Below are 14,186 nucleotides of genomic sequence, written 5' to 3'. Positions count from 1 at the left end.
GAAAAGGCGTGCGACACATCCACATCATCGGCATCGGGACGGGAAATCCCGAGCATTTGACCGTCCAGGCGATCAACGCGATGAATGCCGTGGATGCGATCTTCATTCCGACCAAAGGTGCTGAAAAGGACGGACTTGCCGCTGTCCGACGAGAAATCTGCAACCGCTACGTCACGAACAACAAGACTGAGATCATCGAATTTGCGGTGCCCAAGCGCACCACAGCCGACCGGACCTATCTCGAAAGCGTGGATGCCTGGCATGCCGCCATTGCCGAGACCTATGTCAGGCTCATCGAGGGCTTGCCAGAAGCCGGGACGGGTGCCTTCCTGATCTGGGGCGACCCCAGCCTCTACGACAGCACCATTCGCGTTCTCGAGCGTGCCCGGCAAGCCAGTCGTATCGTCTTCGAATTCAGTGTCATTCCCGGCATTACAAGTGTCCAGGCGCTTGCCGCAAGCCACCGTATTGCGATCAACCTTGTTGGAAAACCGCTTGAAATCACCACGGGTCGGCGTCTTGTCGAGCAAGGCAATCGGGCCGACAGCACGGTCGTGATGCTCGATGGCGAACTCGCCTTTTCAAAGATCGATGACCCGGACGCGGAGATCTTCTGGGGTGCCTACCTCGGAACCCCGGACGAGATCACACGCGCCGGCCGATTGGCGGACGTTGCTGACGAGATCGTCGCGCTCCGGGCTGAAGCGCGGGCGCGTCACGGCTGGATCATGGACATCTATCTGCTGCGCAAGGGGCATGATTTCGACGATCTTTGACATGGATCATGGTTTTGCGATGATCGCGCCGATCATGTAAGGACGTGATCGAAGGAACTGGCGACGATGGCATTTGGCGAACAGACGGCGCGCGACGGTCGGGAAGAGGCCCCCTCGGCCTGGATGCGCCGTGGCGCCTGCCCAACGCTCACCAAGCCGATGCAAACCGGTGACGGTCTCCTGGCACGGCTGCGGCCCACCGGCGGCATCCTTTCCATCCAGCAATTCATCCAGTTGGCCGAGGCCGCGCAAAGACACGGAAACGGGATCCTCGAGATCACGGCGCGCGGCAGCCTGCAAATCCGCGGCCTCCGACCGGAGACCGTCCAACCGCTCGCCGCAGATCTCGACACCGCCGGTATCTCGGTTCCCGCCGGCCCCGTGATCGAGCTCTCGCCGCTGCATGGCATCGCGCCTGACGAGATCGGGAACTCGGCTGCAATCGAAGCATTGCTGCGCGAAGAACTCGCTGCGGAGCTTCTTTCGCCCTTGCTTGCGCCGAAGCTGTCAATCCTGATCGACGGCGGCGGCACGTGTGGCCTTGCTGCATTCACCGGTGACATTCGTGTGACCGCGGTTTCCGCTGGTGTCTGGCGGGTTGCTATCGACGGCAACGAGCGAACGGCCTTGCCATTGCTGGCGGGAAACGCCGATGCGGCAGTTCGGGCGGTGGGAGATCTGCTTCAGCTGCTCGCTTCGCTTGGCCGTCACAAGCGGTGCCGTGATATCGAGCGTGAGCATCTGCTGTCAGCTTTCCCTTCGATGGAGGCCATGCCGCTTGCAGGTGCGCCCGAGTGCAAAAGTCCTTTGGTCGGCACCCTCGCCCTGTCCGACGGTTCCGCGGTTCTCGGCCTGAGGCCTCGCTTCGGCCAAATGCACGCCAGCGAGCTTGTCGCATTCCTTGGCGCCGCCGAAGCGCTCGGCGCAACGCAAGTCAGGCCAAGCCCTAAGCGCGTCTTATTTTTGGCTGGGCTTTCTTCTCAGTCAGCCGCAACCCTTGCGGAAATGGCACCCCGGTACGCTCTGTCTGCCGACATCGATGATCCGGCGATGCATATCGCTGCGTGTGCCGGCGCCGGTGCCTGCGCTTCAGGCCGTTTTCAGACCAAGGTTCGCGCCGAGAGGTTGGTCACGATCGCTCCCGAATTGCTGGACGGCTCGATGGTTGTTCACCTCTCCGGCTGCGCCAAGGGTTGCGCCCATCTGCGACCCGCTCTTTGCGTTGTCGGCGCCGAAGATGGTTACCATCTCATACTGGACGGCGTAGCGTCGGATATTCCCGATGCACAGATTGCTAGCGGCGACATCGATTCCGCTATAGAGAAACTCGCTCGCCTGATCAAAGACGAGAGACAAGCTGGCGAATCGGCTGCCGCATGCCTTAGACGGGTCGGCAAACACGACGCCATAAGGGCGCTGCGACAGGGATAGGAATGCCTGACTACGACTACATTCACAGCGGGGACGCGATCTACGAGCGATCCTTTGCGATCATTCGCAGCGAAGCTGACCTTTCACGGTTTTCTGTTGAGGAAGCCGATATTGCCGTGCGTATGATCCACGCATGCGGGCTCGTTGAAGCGGCAGAGCATTTCGTGTTCTCGCCCGGCTTCGTCAGCGCCGCGCGTGCCGCCCTGCACGACGGAGCACCGATCTTTTGTGACGCGGAAATGGTGGCACACGGTGTCACGCGCAAGCGCTTGCCGGCCCACAACGACGTGCTCTGCACCTTGCACGATCCGCGCACGGCGGAGCTGGCAAAGCAGACCGGCAACACGCGCTCGGCAGCAGCGCTCCACCTTTGGCTGGAGCGGATCGCAGGCAGCGTCGTCGCCATCGGCAATGCCCCGACAGCCCTCTTCCATCTGCTTGAACTGCTTCGAGACGGCGCGCCGAAACCGGCAGCGATCATCGGCATGCCGGTCGGTTTCGTCGGCGCAGCGGAATCAAAGGATGCCTTGGCGCAAAACTCCTACGGCGTACCGTTTTCGATTGTGCGTGGCCGCCTCGGTGGCAGCGCGATGACGGCAGCCGCCCTGAACGCTTTGGCGAGAGCTGGCCTATGAAGAATTCTGGCCGTCTTATCGGCGTCGGCACTGGTCCCGGCGACCCGGAGCTCCTGACCGTCAAGGCTGTCAAGGCGATCGAGGCAGCACATGTCGTTGCGTATTTTGCCAAGCAGGGCAGGGGCGGTAACGGCAAGGCGATCGTCGAGCATCTGTTGAACGCAGAAAAGACGCTCCTACCGCTCTACTATCCGGTGACGACCGAGATCGAAAAAACGGACGAGGCCTACCGGGGTCAGATTACTGCCTTTTACGATCAATCAGCGGCCGCAGTGGCCAGGCACTTGGAAAACGGTCGCACCGTCGCCGTGCTGAGCGAGGGCGACCCCCTGTTTTACGGTTCCTACATGCATCTGCATGTACGCCTGGCAAACCGCTATCCGACCGAAGTCATTCCCGGGATCACCGCGATGTCAGGATGCTGGTCGCTCGCCGGCATTCCAATCGTCCAGGGAGATGACGTCCTCTCCGTACTGCCGGGAACGATGGCTGAGGCCGAGCTGCAGCGCAGACTATCGGATACGCAGGCCGCTGTGATCATGAAGGTGGGGCGCAACCTTCCGAAGATCCGCCGCGCGCTCGAGGCATCCGGCCGGCTCGCCGAGGCCGTCTATGTGGAGCGGGGCACAATGGTCAATGCGGCGATGACGAAACTTGCCGACAGGCCGGATGATGATGCGCCGTACTTTTCGCTGGTGCTCGTGCCCGGTTGGGAGGCCGCTCGATGACCGGGAAGCTCTTCGTGATCGGGACGGGCCCGGGCAATCCGGATCAGATGACACCGGAAGCTGCCGACGCCGTTTCCCAGGCAACGGAGTTCTATGGATACGGACCCTATCTCGACCGGCTGCACCTCAGATCCGATCAGCGGCGGCAGGCATCCGACAACCGGGAGGAGTTGGATCGAGCAGCGGCCGCTCTGCATGCCGCAGCAACCGGCGCGACCGTCTGCGTCGTTTCCGGCGGCGACCCGGGTATCTTTGCCATGGCCGCGGCCGTTTGCGAAGCCATCGATAGCGGTCCGGAAGAATGGCGCGCCGTTGATCTGGTCGTGCTCCCGGGGATTACCGCGATGCTTGCGGTCGCCGCCCGCATCGGGGCGCCACTCGGCCACGATTTCTGCGCCATCTCGCTATCTGACAATCTAAAGCCTTGGAATATAATAGAAAACCGCCTTTCCACGGCGGCAAAGGCAGGCTTCGTCATCGCGCTCTACAACCCGATCAGCAAGGCACGGCCCTGGCAATTGGGCAAGGCGTTCGAACTGCTGCGCTTAGTGTTGCCCGCAACAACGCCAGTGATTTTCGGCAGGGCTGCGGGACGTCCCGACGAACGCATCACGATCCAGCCACTTCATGAAGCCGACGCTGCGACCGCGGATATGGCAACCTGCGTCATCATTGGCTCGCCTGAGACGAAGGTGATCGCCCGAGACGGCAAGCCGGACCTCGTCTACACGCCGCGGTTCATCGCAGGGGAAAACAGGTGATCGATCGCCGCCAGCATCGCTTCGATCGTGGTGACCGTCTGCAAGGCAGCGGCTGGCACGCGCACGACCATAATCACCTCGATACCGAGCCGGCGCGCCGCCTCGATCTTGGCATAAGTCGCCGAACCGCCGCTGTTCTTGGTCACCAAGGCGTCGATGCGATGACTGCGAAGCAGCGAAACTTCGCCTTCGACATCGTAAGGGCCGCGATCGAGGACAAGCTGAACGTCGGGAAGGACAAGCGGCGGCTCGACAGGATCGACGCTACGCACGAGGTAAAAGTGCTGGGGCGCGACTTCGGCGCGATGCGCTTCCTGGCGACCGATCGCCAGGAAGACCCGGCGAGGGGAGGGGCCAAGCCTCTCAATTGCTTCTGTGATGGTCGCAACATGCGTCCACCGATCACCCGGTTCAGCCACCCATTCTGGCCGGCGCAGCGTGAATGCGGGAATGCCGATCGCCGCCGAGGCCTCGCTGGCGTTTCTGGAGATGCGAGCTGCAAAGGGATGCGTTGCGTCGATCAGGAGGTCGAAGCTACCATCACGCAGAAAAGCAGCCAGTCCGTCGACGCCACCAAAACCGCCGATGCGAACAGGAACCGGTTGATCGCACGGTTTTTCCGTTCGGCCAGCGAGCGAGAGCAACACATCGTACCGGCCGGTGTTCGTGAGCGCTTGGGCGAGGGAGCGCGCTTCGCCGGTGCCTCCCAGCATCAAGATGCGGATTTTGCCCATGTCTGATATGCCTTCCGCTCCCAGCCAACGCTGGCTGACTATTATCGGCATCGGCGAAGATGGTCCAGCCGGGCTAGGTGACGAGGCAAAGCGATTGATCGCTGCCGCGTCCGTCGTCTTTGGCGGAAGACGGCATCATGAGCTGGCGGCAGCAATCATCACCGGCAAGAGGCTCACCTGGGAAAGCCCCTTCGAGAAGTCCGTTGAGGCGGTCGTTGCGCACCGTGGCTTGCCGGTCGTCGTCCTAGCCTCGGGCGATCCGTTTCTTTATGGCGTTGGCGCGACGCTATCGCGACGCATCGCCGCCGAGGAAATGCATGTCATCCCGGCCCCATCCTCTTTCAGCCTGGCTGCCTCGCGGCTCGGCTGGCCACTGCAAGAGGTGGCCAGTGTTTCGCTACACGGCCGCCCGTTGGATATGATCCGACCGCACCTGCATCACGGCAGGCGGATCATCGCATTGACGTCGGACGGCGAGACACCAGGCCAACTCGCAGAGCTTCTCCGCGTCTCCGGCTTCGGCCAATCCGAATTGCACGTTCTTGAGGCGCTTGGCGGGGAGCGCGAGCGGCAGCGTCACGCGCGCGCCGATCGCTTTGACCTTGCGGAGATCGACCCGCTGAACGTCTGTGCGATCGAGGTTGTGGCAGGGCAGGGGGCGCGGACGATTGTCTTCACACCGGGGCTCAATGACGCCCTTTTCGAGCACGATGGCCAGCTAACCAAGCAGGACGTCCGTGCAATCACGCTTGCCGCGTTGGCCCCGTGCCATGGCGAACTGCTCTGGGACATCGGCGCCGGCTCCGGCTCGATCGGCATCGAATGGATGCTGGCCGACCCATCGCTGCGGGCGATCGCCATCGAGCAATCGAGCGAGCGGGCCGCGCGCATCGCAAGAAATGCGCTTGCCTTCGGCGTCCCCGGCCTTGCGATCGTGGAGGGAACCGCCCCCGAGGCGCTTGCGAACCTGCCGGAACCCGACGCCATCTTCGTCGGCGGTGGCGGCAGCGAGGCAGGCGTGCTCGAGGCAGCGCTTGAAGCCCTGAAGAGGGGAGGGCGTCTGGTTGCCAACGCCGTGACGCTTGAGATGGAGGCAATGCTGCTTTCGCTGCATCGGCAGTACGGCGGCACGCTGACCCGTATTGAAATCGCACGCGCAGCACCCCTCGGCGGCATGAACGGTTGGCGTCAAGCCATGCCCGTCACGCAGTGGCGCTATGGAAAGAAGTGAGACAAAGCAGATGACGACAGTGCATTTCATCGGCGCCGGGCCGGGTGCGGCGGACCTGATTACGGTGCGCGGCCGCAACCTCATCGCCAAATGCCCAGTCTTTCTCTATGCGGGCTCGATCGTGTCCCCGGAACTACTGCAATACTGCCCGCCTGACGCGCGCATCATCGATACGGCACCGATGTCGCTGGACGAGATCGAGGCTGAGTACCTGCGGGCCGCCGCAGCCGGCGAGGACGTTGCGCGATTGCATTCGGGCGACCTTTCCGTTTGGAGCGCCGTTGCCGAGCAAATCCGCCGGCTCGAAAAGCACAACATCGACTACACGATGACGCCCGGCGTGCCCGCCTTTGCTGCGGCAGCCGCCGCCCTTGGCCGGGAACTGACGATTCCAGCCGTCGCGCAAAGCCTGGTGCTGACGCGCGTTTCGGGTCGTGCGTCGCCGATGCCGAACGACGAAACATTGGCGCGATTTGGCGCGACCGGCTCAACATTGGCCATCCACCTTGCCATACATGCGCTCGAGCAGGTTGTCGCGGAACTGACGCCGCTCTACGGCGCCGACTGCCCCGTCGCGATCGTCGCCAAGGCGTCCTGGCCGGATGAACGGATCATCCGGGGGACACTTGGCGACATCGAGGCAAAGCTGAGCGCTGAGCCGATCGAGCGAACGGCGATCATCTTCGTCGGCCCGTCACTTTCGGCCAGCGATTTTCGTGAGAGTTCGCTCTACGACGCCGCATACCAGCGACGCTTTCGTGGCAGAGGGTAAGGGGGAGGGGCTACGCGGCTCAGACCTGCGCCGAAAGGTAGTCCATGCTCGCCCGCAACGCCTTTGCCGGATCCTTGAGATGATGCACCTCGGCAGCGAATGGCTCGAAGGAGAACGGTCCGGCATAACCCGCCTCTACGAGTGCACGCATCTGCCCGGCATTGTCCAGACGATCATCTGCCGCCACCAGCACGCGGTGAGGATCGCGCATATCCACGATCGAAACGTCAGGGTCGCTGACACCAGAGATATGAACCAGCCCGGTCAGGTCGGGAAAGAGCTGTCCTTCGCCGGCAAGATGATGATGGAACGTGTCATGGACCAGCTTGAACGTCGATCGGGCCGACAGGGCATCGATCGCCGCCGCGGCCTCCGCCTTTGACCGTAGGGAACAGATCTCGAAGCCCAGCGGCTCCACAAGCCCTATGATCCCGGCGGCCTCGAGCATCGGCTTCAGTGCCGCCAGCGACTGGCGCAGATTCTCCTGACGCTCGCCGTCGGCTCGGCCGGTGCCGTCGTTCTTGGGAACAAGAACGAGCGCCTTTGCGCCGCACGCTTTCGCAAAGCTGATCAACGCCTGCGCTTCCTCGGCGCGCGCAGCGTTCCATTCATTGAAGCGCTGCAGCGCATTGATCGAGATAATGGTCAACGCGTGTTGTCGTGCCGCCTGCGCGATCACCTCCGGTGTGGTTCCATCGAGGATCGCATTGCCCGTGAGATCATTGCGTATCTCGACTGCATCGATGCCAAGCGACGTGGTCAACGCAAAGAAATCTTCAATCGGCAGCGACGGCGCCGCCATGTGGTTGAGGGCAAAACGAAGCGATGACATTTCCGGGCTCCTCCTTAAGCCTTGAACATCCCGGGAGGGTGCTCTTGCCTTTAGTTTCTCTACCCGACTTCCCGATGCGATCCACCTCTTTGCATAAATCCCCACTTTCATCCTTGAGAGAAAATCACCCCCGATGATGTAATGACCTCACACGATGAGACTGAACGCACTCCACAGGGAGCACAGTGAGCACTTGACGGGAACGTCGATAGTGGGACTGCTACGACAGCAACTGTAGCCTAAATATCAACGGCTGAAACCGGCACAACTCGCAGCTACGGCCAAACTTAAATGCGCCTGATAAGAGTAGTTTCATTGAAGGAACTTAATTTCAATAACATCTGTAAGGAATTTTATTCCTTACAAGATCAATACCACCCACTGCATGCCGATGTACTTTCGCTGCTGAGAAAATACATTCCGAGTTTTCCGAAAAGAAAGCATATTTTTATATACTCTAACTCTCAGCATTAACCGTCTGAAATATTTTTGTATTGCTTATTAGCATCCATGTATGTAGTTTCTTAATAAAGTAGAAACGAACCGATCAGCAGACTTGTGATTGGACATACGCAGTACTTCTACTTTGGAGGCATACTAAAGGGGATCATCAAATCGTTCCGGGGTCGTCGCAAAGTATTGCATTCATTACGCACGACTATTCTCCGGAACTCTAGGGGTATGAGGCTAGTATGAATTACGTACCTTCGGAATTTGAAAGCGGACGGATACCACTGAATAGGCTTCGGCATGATGCGGTGACATCGAGGGCGAAAGCAGACTTCGAGCATTCTGACGGGGCGCTAGACGATGATCGCTGCGTGCTGATTATCGACGCCAGAACACTTGAACGTCAATGCCTTGCAACAACGCTGAGGGCGAATGGTCTGCGCATGGACGCCCTGACCGTTGCTTCAATTGGAGAGTGGCGCGAAGAGAAAGACAAGGACCAGCCTGTTGGTGCGGTCCTGCTCAACATCGCCGGTCGCAGGATGGATGACGCCACCCTGTACGATGAGATTAAGCACATAACGTCGGAAGTCGCGCCAGCGCCGGTTATCATTTTGGCGGATGGTGACGACCTGAACCAGACGTTGAAGGTCCTTCAATACGGCGCTCGCGGTTTCATTCCAACCTCTGTAGGGATCGAGGTCTGCGTCGAGGCAATTTCCCTGGCGATCGCAGGCGGGACCTTCATTCTCGCAAGTGGCGCCTTCTGCCCTGGTGCAGCGGCCACAGTTGACCGGAACCAGCAGCGGCCGAATGAACTATCGCGCCTGTTTACGATGCGGCAAGCCGAGGTCGTGCAAGCGCTTCGCAAAGGCAAGGCCAACAAGATCATCGCCTATGAACTCAACCTGCGCGAAAGCACGGTCAAAGTTCATATCCGAAATATCATGAAAAAGCTGAAGGCGACCAACCGCACGGAAGTTGCCTACAAGCTCAACGACATGTTCCAGTAATTATGGAAGATTAGGGCAGGGAGGCGCGCAGCTGTTGTCTGCGCGCCTTCTTCGATTGCACGACTTTATCTGCAATAAAGAGAGTATCTGCAACAAAGAGAGTCGCAAAACGCTGCCAGATCTTACTCATACGCCGTGTGTTCCTTTTGGGGCGCGACGGTCAGCTGCGGCTTGTGGCGACGTCCTAGTATCTGTCTGAACCCTCTCGCCGAAAACGGTTGAACGAGCTGGGCAACGAAGCCCTCGGCAATCCGTCCACTGATCCCGATCTCAGCCGGCGGTCTGCGAGGCGGATTGAAATACGTCCCGAATATCTGATCCCATAAAACGAGATTCTCGCCGTAGTTGGTGTTTCCCTCGGAAAGCACCTTCGAATGATGCCAGCGGTGCAAGCGCGGGGTGCTGAAAATCCCGTCGAGCGGACCTGTCCTGACATCCATGTTGCAGTGGGTGAGAAGGCCGATGAAAGCTGTCACCGCGCTGATCCAAAGGAAAACGGGGAGGGGCGCCCCCAAGACATAGAGCGGGATTTGGCTAAGCGCGATCTTGAAGAGCGAATCGACGACGTGAAAGCGGCCGGTATTGACAACCCACAGGCGCTCGACGCTGTGATGCAGGGCATGAAACCGCCACAACGAAAGGATCTCGTGCGCGGCGCGGTGCGCGACATAGAGACCGAATTCGGCGATGACCAAACCCAGCGCGACCTGGAAGGCAAGGGGCCAGTGGTCCGGCCATATCGCCGCAGGCGACGTGACCGCTGGCTGCACGACGGTGGCAATCGCCATTGGGGCAGACGCTCCAATGGCCGCGGCAAGTTGTACGCCACCCTTAGTCAGGAGCGTATGTGCGATGTCGTTGAAAGTTTCGCCATCATGCTTCAGCCATTCCTGCTCATAGGGCATCAGCCGCTCGAAGCCTGCGATCGCCGCGACGATCGACAGATAGACGACGTTGAACCACAACAGCGGCGCGCCTGTATGAAAAGCCCAGCCGGCCCCGCTCAATCCCGCGGCGAAGAGCGCTGGCCACAATGCCCACGACGTCGCCATGTAAAGTGCCGACTTGCCCTCATTCATCACGCGCACCCTCTACCTTGCCTCAGACGTCTTATGATACACCGGACTTGCGTGCGTCAGGCAAGGCCCGAAGCGACGATCTGTCATAAGGCCACACCCTTGAAGCAACTGACAGGCGCGGACCAGCCGGATACGTGGAAAACGCCTGCTGGCCGCCCGACGGCAACTTTGCCGTGTTGATTTCTTGCGATTGTCACGCGGCGGGCTTCTTGCTAGGCATCATCCATAAGATGTAATCCCGCCACAGGCCAATGCTCCAACGATCCCATGACCACGCCGCGAGCCCGCTCGTCGGAATTGCGCTTGCTTGCTCCGGCTATTCGCTATTTGCCATTCAGGACGCGGTGGTGAAGTGGCTGGTGGCCGATTACGCGGTTCCGCAAATCCTCTTCATGCGCAGCATCATCATTGTGGTTATCGCCGGCGTCATGGTTCAGCGGCTGCGGCATCCTTCAATATTAAAAAGCCCGCACCGGAAGTCCCTGCTGTTGCGCGCAGGGCTCATGCTTGCGGCATGGATGGCCTACTATTCTGCTGCACGCCACCTCGGCCTCGCCGAGATCACCACGATGTATTTCTCAGCGCCTATCATGGTGGTCCTGCTATCGATCCTCGTCCTCAAGGAGAACGTCGGGCCGATGCGATGGTTCGCATGCATAGGCGGCTTCGTCGGCGTGCTGCTCGCCGCCAATCCCGCCGAAGCACCAAGCCTTGTGCCCGCTGGGATGGTCATCTTCGCCGGTTTCTGCTGGGCGTGGAGCACCGTGCTTGTTCGCCTCGTCAGCCGCACCGAAAGCACCCCGAACCAGATGATGGCAACAAGCTTTGCCTTTGTTGTCGCCTGCGGCGCGACGCTGCCGTGGTTGTGGAAGACACCGGATCTTTTCGGCTGGATGCTGATGATCGGCCTCGGCTTCGTGGCTGCAGCCGGCCAGTATCTGCTCTACGAGGGTTTCCGCCATGCACCTGCCTCGACGCTTGCGCCGATGGAATATAGCGGCCTCGTCTGGGCGTTTCTTTACGGCTATCTCATCTGGTCGGAAGTCCCGACGGTCAATGTCGTGGCAGGTGCCGGGCTGATCGTCGCCTCCGGCCTCACGCTTGTATGGTGGGAGCGTCGGCAGATGCTCTCCGCCACCCGGCTGTCTACGTAGGGCGCCGGCCACGCCGTCAATTGTAAGCCTTCTGCACACTGGCCTCGTGCGCCACGCTCAGCTTCTGAGCGGCCAGCACGACTTCGAGCCGGTTTCGAGCGTCGAGCTTCTGCATCAGGACGGTCATATAGTGCTTCACCGTCTTTTCGCTGATGTCGAGACAGCTCGCAATCTCCCGGTTCGTGCTGCCGCGCATCAAGTAGCCGACGATCTGCTCTTCGCGGGCGCTCAACCGGAGATGTACCTGCGTCTTTCGACGTAGCGCCTCGGTTTTCATCGACATGATTACCTTGGTGGCGAAACCGGGTGTGATGAAGGTATTGCCGGCATAGACCGTGCGGATAGCCTCATGCAAATCAGAGGCGGTGCTACCCTTCAACACGTAACCGGAAACACCCAGACCCAAGACCTGGATCGCCGACTCGATACTGGAGCTGGCAGTAAACACGATGATGCGGGTACGCTGATAGCGCTGCAGTATGATCTCGATCGCGGAAAGCGCGTCGCCAGGCATGCTCAGGTCGACCACGATCACATCAGGGTCGAGTTCCTCGACAAGCTTCAATGCGTCAACTGCATTTTCCCCTTTGCCGACAATCGCCAGATCTTCCTTGTTTGAGTAGAGACTGACCAATCCTTCGAGTAGTATTGGATGATCATCAACGAACGCTACTGAAATCGCCATGCCACTCCCCTCTCATTTTAAGTACTACCCTAGCGCACAAACACGTGTTTTTGAAGATAATACTTAAGTGATAGTTAAATCAGTCTACGATGAGATAATGTCTCTTTCACTACACATTTCGTTTCAGTAGTAAAATCGCGCTACCCCCCCGCCAATACTTTCGTCATCCGGTCAGGAATAGCTGAATCGGCATGAGAAGGCCGAAAGTGTGGGCGCGAGCTAGCGGAGACAACAGGCAAGGCGCTCATTTTGAGCAAGGGCCAAACGGCACTATCTCGAGAATAAACCAACACCCCTTAATATCTTGGAGACCTCTAATAATAGCATCCGCCGCCGTATTAAAGAATGGTTAACATCCATCCCTCTCCTACAACGATAGAGGTATATATTATTGCAATACGCAGCGCGGCAGACAACAGCCTGCAATTGAACTTGAAATGCTCCGTCATCCAGCGCGGTTGCTGTGTCGATAGTCGTTGCCGACCTGATGTCAATGCCGCCCCAGTCCCCTCCTTGCTACTCCTCCCTGAATGCCTTCATCATCTGGTCTGAGAATGGTTTGAGGATGTATGAGAGTGCGGTTCGTTCTGCGGTTTGGACGAAGACTTCGACGGGCATTCCGGGGATGAGTTTGTTGTCCTTGAGGAGTTTCTGGTCGTTAAGGGAGAGGGAGGCGAGGTAGTAGGGCTGGCCGGTTGCGCGGTCGAGGGTTGTTGCGGCGGCGACGACGGCGACGGTGCCGTGGAGTTCGGGTGTGGTGCGCTGGTTGAAGGCGGTGAAGCGCATGCGGGCGGGCTGGCCGGGAAAGACGCGGTCGATGTCGACGGGGGGAATGCGGACCTCGATGGTGAGGTCGCCGCTATTTGGCACGACGGACATGACGACGGCGCCGGGCGCGATGATGCCGCCGATGGTGTGGATCTGCAGGTCATAGACGAAGCCGTCGACGGGGGCACGCACCTCCATGCGGGTGAGGCGGTCGCGGGCGGCGATCTCGCGCTCGTTGAGCTCGGCGATCTTGGCGAGCAGGTTGACGATCTCGGTCTGCGCCTCCTTGCGGGTGGTCTGGTCGATGGAGATCAGCTTCATGTTGAGCTCGCTGATCTCGCCCTCGGCCTCGGCGACGCGGGCGATGAGCTCGCCGCGGCTGCCCTCGATGCGGGCGCGCTGGCGCAACAGGTCGCGCTTCTGCGAGATCGGCACCAGCTGGTTGGCGAGCAGCTTCTCGGTCTTGGCAAGCTCCTGCTCGACGATCTCGGCCTCGCTGTCGTTGGAGCGGCTCTGCGCCTGGAAGCCGCGCACCTGCTCCTCGAGCTGGACGATTTGCAGGCGCAGCTGCTCCTTCTGGTTGGCGACCATGCGGCGGTTGGCCTCAAACAGCCTCGTCTCGCCCGAGATCACGGCAGGGGAGAGATCGAGCGTGTCGAAGCCGACGGCGTCGGCCTCGTCGCGCTCGGCCACCAGCCGGGCATGGGCGGCGGTGAACTGCTGCAGCTGCGCCTTGACGATCGATAGCTCGACGCGGGTCTGGGTGTCGTCGAGGACAAGCAGGACGTCACCCTTCCTGACGGCGGTGCCGTTGTCGACGCGGATGGCGGCGATGATGCCGCCGTCGCGGTGCTGGATGGTCTTGACCTGTTCGGAGACGACCACCTGGCCATGGGTGATGACGGCGCCCGACAGCTTCGCCTGGGCGGCCCAGCCGCCGATGCCGAAGACCAGCGCGCCTGCCAGCGCCGAGGAGGCGACGATGCGCGAGGTGATGCCGAACTGCCGGGTCTTGTTCTTGTCGCCGCCGTTCCGGTCACGGCTCTTGTCGTTGGTCGTGGTGATCATTGCGCTATTCCCCTGAAGCCTTGCCTGGCCTTGTTGTCATGTCGTCATGGTCCTGCGGTCATGCTTGCT

14 protein-coding genes are annotated in these 14,186 nt (G+C 60.2%); 9 read left to right on the top strand and 5 right to left on the bottom strand.

Translation table 11 applies throughout. The features are described from left to right. Window positions 1-8: 8 nt before the first annotated feature. From cobF to PMI09_RS22385, 5 genes are all read left to right on the top strand, one after another. Window positions 9-776, top strand: coding sequence for a precorrin-6A synthase (deacetylating) (cobF, locus tag PMI09_RS22405; protein WP_007799825.1), 768 nt, complete (start codon window positions 9-11; stop codon window positions 774-776). A 66-nt stretch (window positions 777-842) separates the two neighbouring features. Further along, window positions 843-2,207 (top strand): precorrin-3B synthase, encoded by a 1,365-nt coding sequence (gene cobG, locus PMI09_RS22400; RefSeq protein WP_007799823.1) that lies wholly within the window; start codon window positions 843-845, stop codon window positions 2,205-2,207. A gap of 2 nt (window positions 2,208-2,209) precedes the next feature. Continuing rightward, a complete protein-coding gene (locus PMI09_RS22395; RefSeq protein ID WP_007799821.1) occupies window positions 2,210-2,842 on the top strand; it encodes a precorrin-8X methylmutase in 633 nt (210 codons plus the stop codon). Next, the gene (locus PMI09_RS22390) at window positions 2,839-3,570 is read left to right on the top strand and encodes a precorrin-2 C(20)-methyltransferase (RefSeq protein ID WP_007799819.1); all 732 of its coding nucleotides are present in this window, start codon (window positions 2,839-2,841) and stop codon (window positions 3,568-3,570) included. Before PMI09_RS22395 ends, PMI09_RS22390 begins: the two co-directional genes overlap by 4 nt. Further along, on the top strand, window positions 3,567-4,331 hold the full coding sequence (locus PMI09_RS22385; RefSeq protein ID WP_007799809.1) for a precorrin-3B C(17)-methyltransferase: 765 nt from the start codon (window positions 3,567-3,569) through the stop codon (window positions 4,329-4,331). Before PMI09_RS22390 ends, PMI09_RS22385 begins: the two co-directional genes overlap by 4 nt. Here PMI09_RS22385 and PMI09_RS22380 read toward each other — a convergent pair. Further along, a complete protein-coding gene (locus PMI09_RS22380; RefSeq protein WP_007799807.1) occupies window positions 4,295-5,065 on the bottom strand; it encodes a cobalt-precorrin-6A reductase in 771 nt (256 codons plus the stop codon). The genes PMI09_RS22385 and PMI09_RS22380 overlap by 37 nt on opposite strands. Here PMI09_RS22380 and PMI09_RS22375 point away from each other — a divergent pair. Together PMI09_RS22375 and cobM are read left to right on the top strand one after the other, a co-directional pair. Further along, a complete protein-coding gene (locus PMI09_RS22375; RefSeq protein ID WP_037083821.1) occupies window positions 5,064-6,296 on the top strand; it encodes a bifunctional cobalt-precorrin-7 (C(5))-methyltransferase/cobalt-precorrin-6B (C(15))-methyltransferase in 1,233 nt (410 codons plus the stop codon). The two genes, PMI09_RS22380 and PMI09_RS22375, sit on opposite strands and share 2 nt — an antisense overlap. A gap of 10 nt (window positions 6,297-6,306) precedes the next feature. Then, window positions 6,307-7,068, top strand: coding sequence for a precorrin-4 C(11)-methyltransferase (gene cobM / locus PMI09_RS22370; protein WP_007799802.1), 762 nt, complete (start codon window positions 6,307-6,309; stop codon window positions 7,066-7,068). 19 nt (window positions 7,069-7,087) lie between these two features. Here cobM and PMI09_RS22365 read toward each other — a convergent pair whose 3' ends face one another. Then, window positions 7,088-7,900 (bottom strand): TIM barrel protein, encoded by an 813-nt coding sequence (locus tag PMI09_RS22365; protein ID WP_007799799.1) that lies wholly within the window; start codon window positions 7,898-7,900, stop codon window positions 7,088-7,090. A gap of 692 nt (window positions 7,901-8,592) precedes the next feature. On the opposite strand from PMI09_RS22365, the gene PMI09_RS22360 reads away from it, so the two are divergent. Continuing rightward, a complete protein-coding gene (locus PMI09_RS22360) occupies window positions 8,593-9,363 on the top strand; it encodes a LuxR C-terminal-related transcriptional regulator (protein ID WP_007799798.1) in 771 nt (256 codons plus the stop codon). A 122-nt stretch (window positions 9,364-9,485) separates the two neighbouring features. Here the strand turns inward: PMI09_RS22360 and PMI09_RS22355 are convergent, their stop codons facing one another. Next, window positions 9,486-10,442, bottom strand: coding sequence for a sterol desaturase family protein (locus tag PMI09_RS22355; RefSeq protein WP_007799795.1), 957 nt, complete (start codon window positions 10,440-10,442; stop codon window positions 9,486-9,488). 251 nt (window positions 10,443-10,693) lie between these two features. Here PMI09_RS22355 and PMI09_RS22350 point away from each other — a divergent pair, with 251 nt between their 5' ends. After that, window positions 10,694-11,596 (top strand): DMT family transporter, encoded by a 903-nt coding sequence (locus PMI09_RS22350; protein WP_007799791.1) that lies wholly within the window; start codon window positions 10,694-10,696, stop codon window positions 11,594-11,596. A 16-nt stretch (window positions 11,597-11,612) separates the two neighbouring features. On the opposite strand, the gene PMI09_RS22345 is transcribed toward PMI09_RS22350, so the two are convergent. Both PMI09_RS22345 and PMI09_RS22340 read right to left on the bottom strand, forming a co-directional pair. Beyond that, entirely contained in the window at window positions 11,613-12,281 is a 669-nt protein-coding gene (locus tag PMI09_RS22345; protein ID WP_007799790.1) for a response regulator, read from the bottom strand. Window positions 12,282-12,797: 516 nt separating this feature from the next. Beyond that, a complete protein-coding gene (locus PMI09_RS22340; protein ID WP_007799789.1) occupies window positions 12,798-14,117 on the bottom strand; it encodes an HlyD family type I secretion periplasmic adaptor subunit in 1,320 nt (439 codons plus the stop codon). Window positions 14,118-14,186 lie beyond the last annotated feature (69 nt).

It is taken from the genome of Rhizobium sp. CF122, assembly GCF_000282035.1.
Lineage (GTDB): Bacteria > Pseudomonadota > Alphaproteobacteria > Rhizobiales > Rhizobiaceae > Rhizobium.
This window is presented reverse-complemented; position numbering and strand designations above follow the sequence as displayed.

What these genes read in the sequence shown, in the direction of transcription:
- PMI09_RS22350 (WP_007799791.1), top strand. Translation starts at nt 10,694, where the DNA reads ATGCTCCAACGATCCCATGACCACGCCGCGAGCCCGCTCGTCGGAATT.
- PMI09_RS22345 (WP_007799790.1), bottom strand. Translation starts at nt 12,281, where the DNA reads ATGGCGATTTCAGTAGCGTTCGTTGATGATCATCCAATACTACTCGAA.
- PMI09_RS22385 (WP_007799809.1), top strand. Translation starts at nt 3,567, where the DNA reads ATGACCGGGAAGCTCTTCGTGATCGGGACGGGCCCGGGCAATCCGGAT.
- PMI09_RS22395 (WP_007799821.1), top strand. Translation starts at nt 2,210, where the DNA reads ATGCCTGACTACGACTACATTCACAGCGGGGACGCGATCTACGAGCGA.
- PMI09_RS22365 (WP_007799799.1), bottom strand. Translation starts at nt 7,900, where the DNA reads ATGTCATCGCTTCGTTTTGCCCTCAACCACATGGCGGCGCCGTCGCTG.
- PMI09_RS22340 (WP_007799789.1), bottom strand. Translation starts at nt 14,117, where the DNA reads ATGATCACCACGACCAACGACAAGAGCCGTGACCGGAACGGCGGCGAC.
- cobM (WP_007799802.1), top strand. Translation starts at nt 6,307, where the DNA reads ATGACGACAGTGCATTTCATCGGCGCCGGGCCGGGTGCGGCGGACCTG.
- cobG (WP_007799823.1), top strand. Translation starts at nt 843, where the DNA reads ATGGCATTTGGCGAACAGACGGCGCGCGACGGTCGGGAAGAGGCCCCC.
- PMI09_RS22380 (WP_007799807.1), bottom strand. Translation starts at nt 5,065, where the DNA reads ATGGGCAAAATCCGCATCTTGATGCTGGGAGGCACCGGCGAAGCGCGC.
- PMI09_RS22390 (WP_007799819.1), top strand. Translation starts at nt 2,839, where the DNA reads ATGAAGAATTCTGGCCGTCTTATCGGCGTCGGCACTGGTCCCGGCGAC.
- PMI09_RS22355 (WP_007799795.1), bottom strand. Translation starts at nt 10,442, where the DNA reads ATGAATGAGGGCAAGTCGGCACTTTACATGGCGACGTCGTGGGCATTG.
- PMI09_RS22360 (WP_007799798.1), top strand. Translation starts at nt 8,593, where the DNA reads ATGAATTACGTACCTTCGGAATTTGAAAGCGGACGGATACCACTGAAT.
- PMI09_RS22375 (WP_037083821.1), top strand. Translation starts at nt 5,064, where the DNA reads ATGTCTGATATGCCTTCCGCTCCCAGCCAACGCTGGCTGACTATTATC.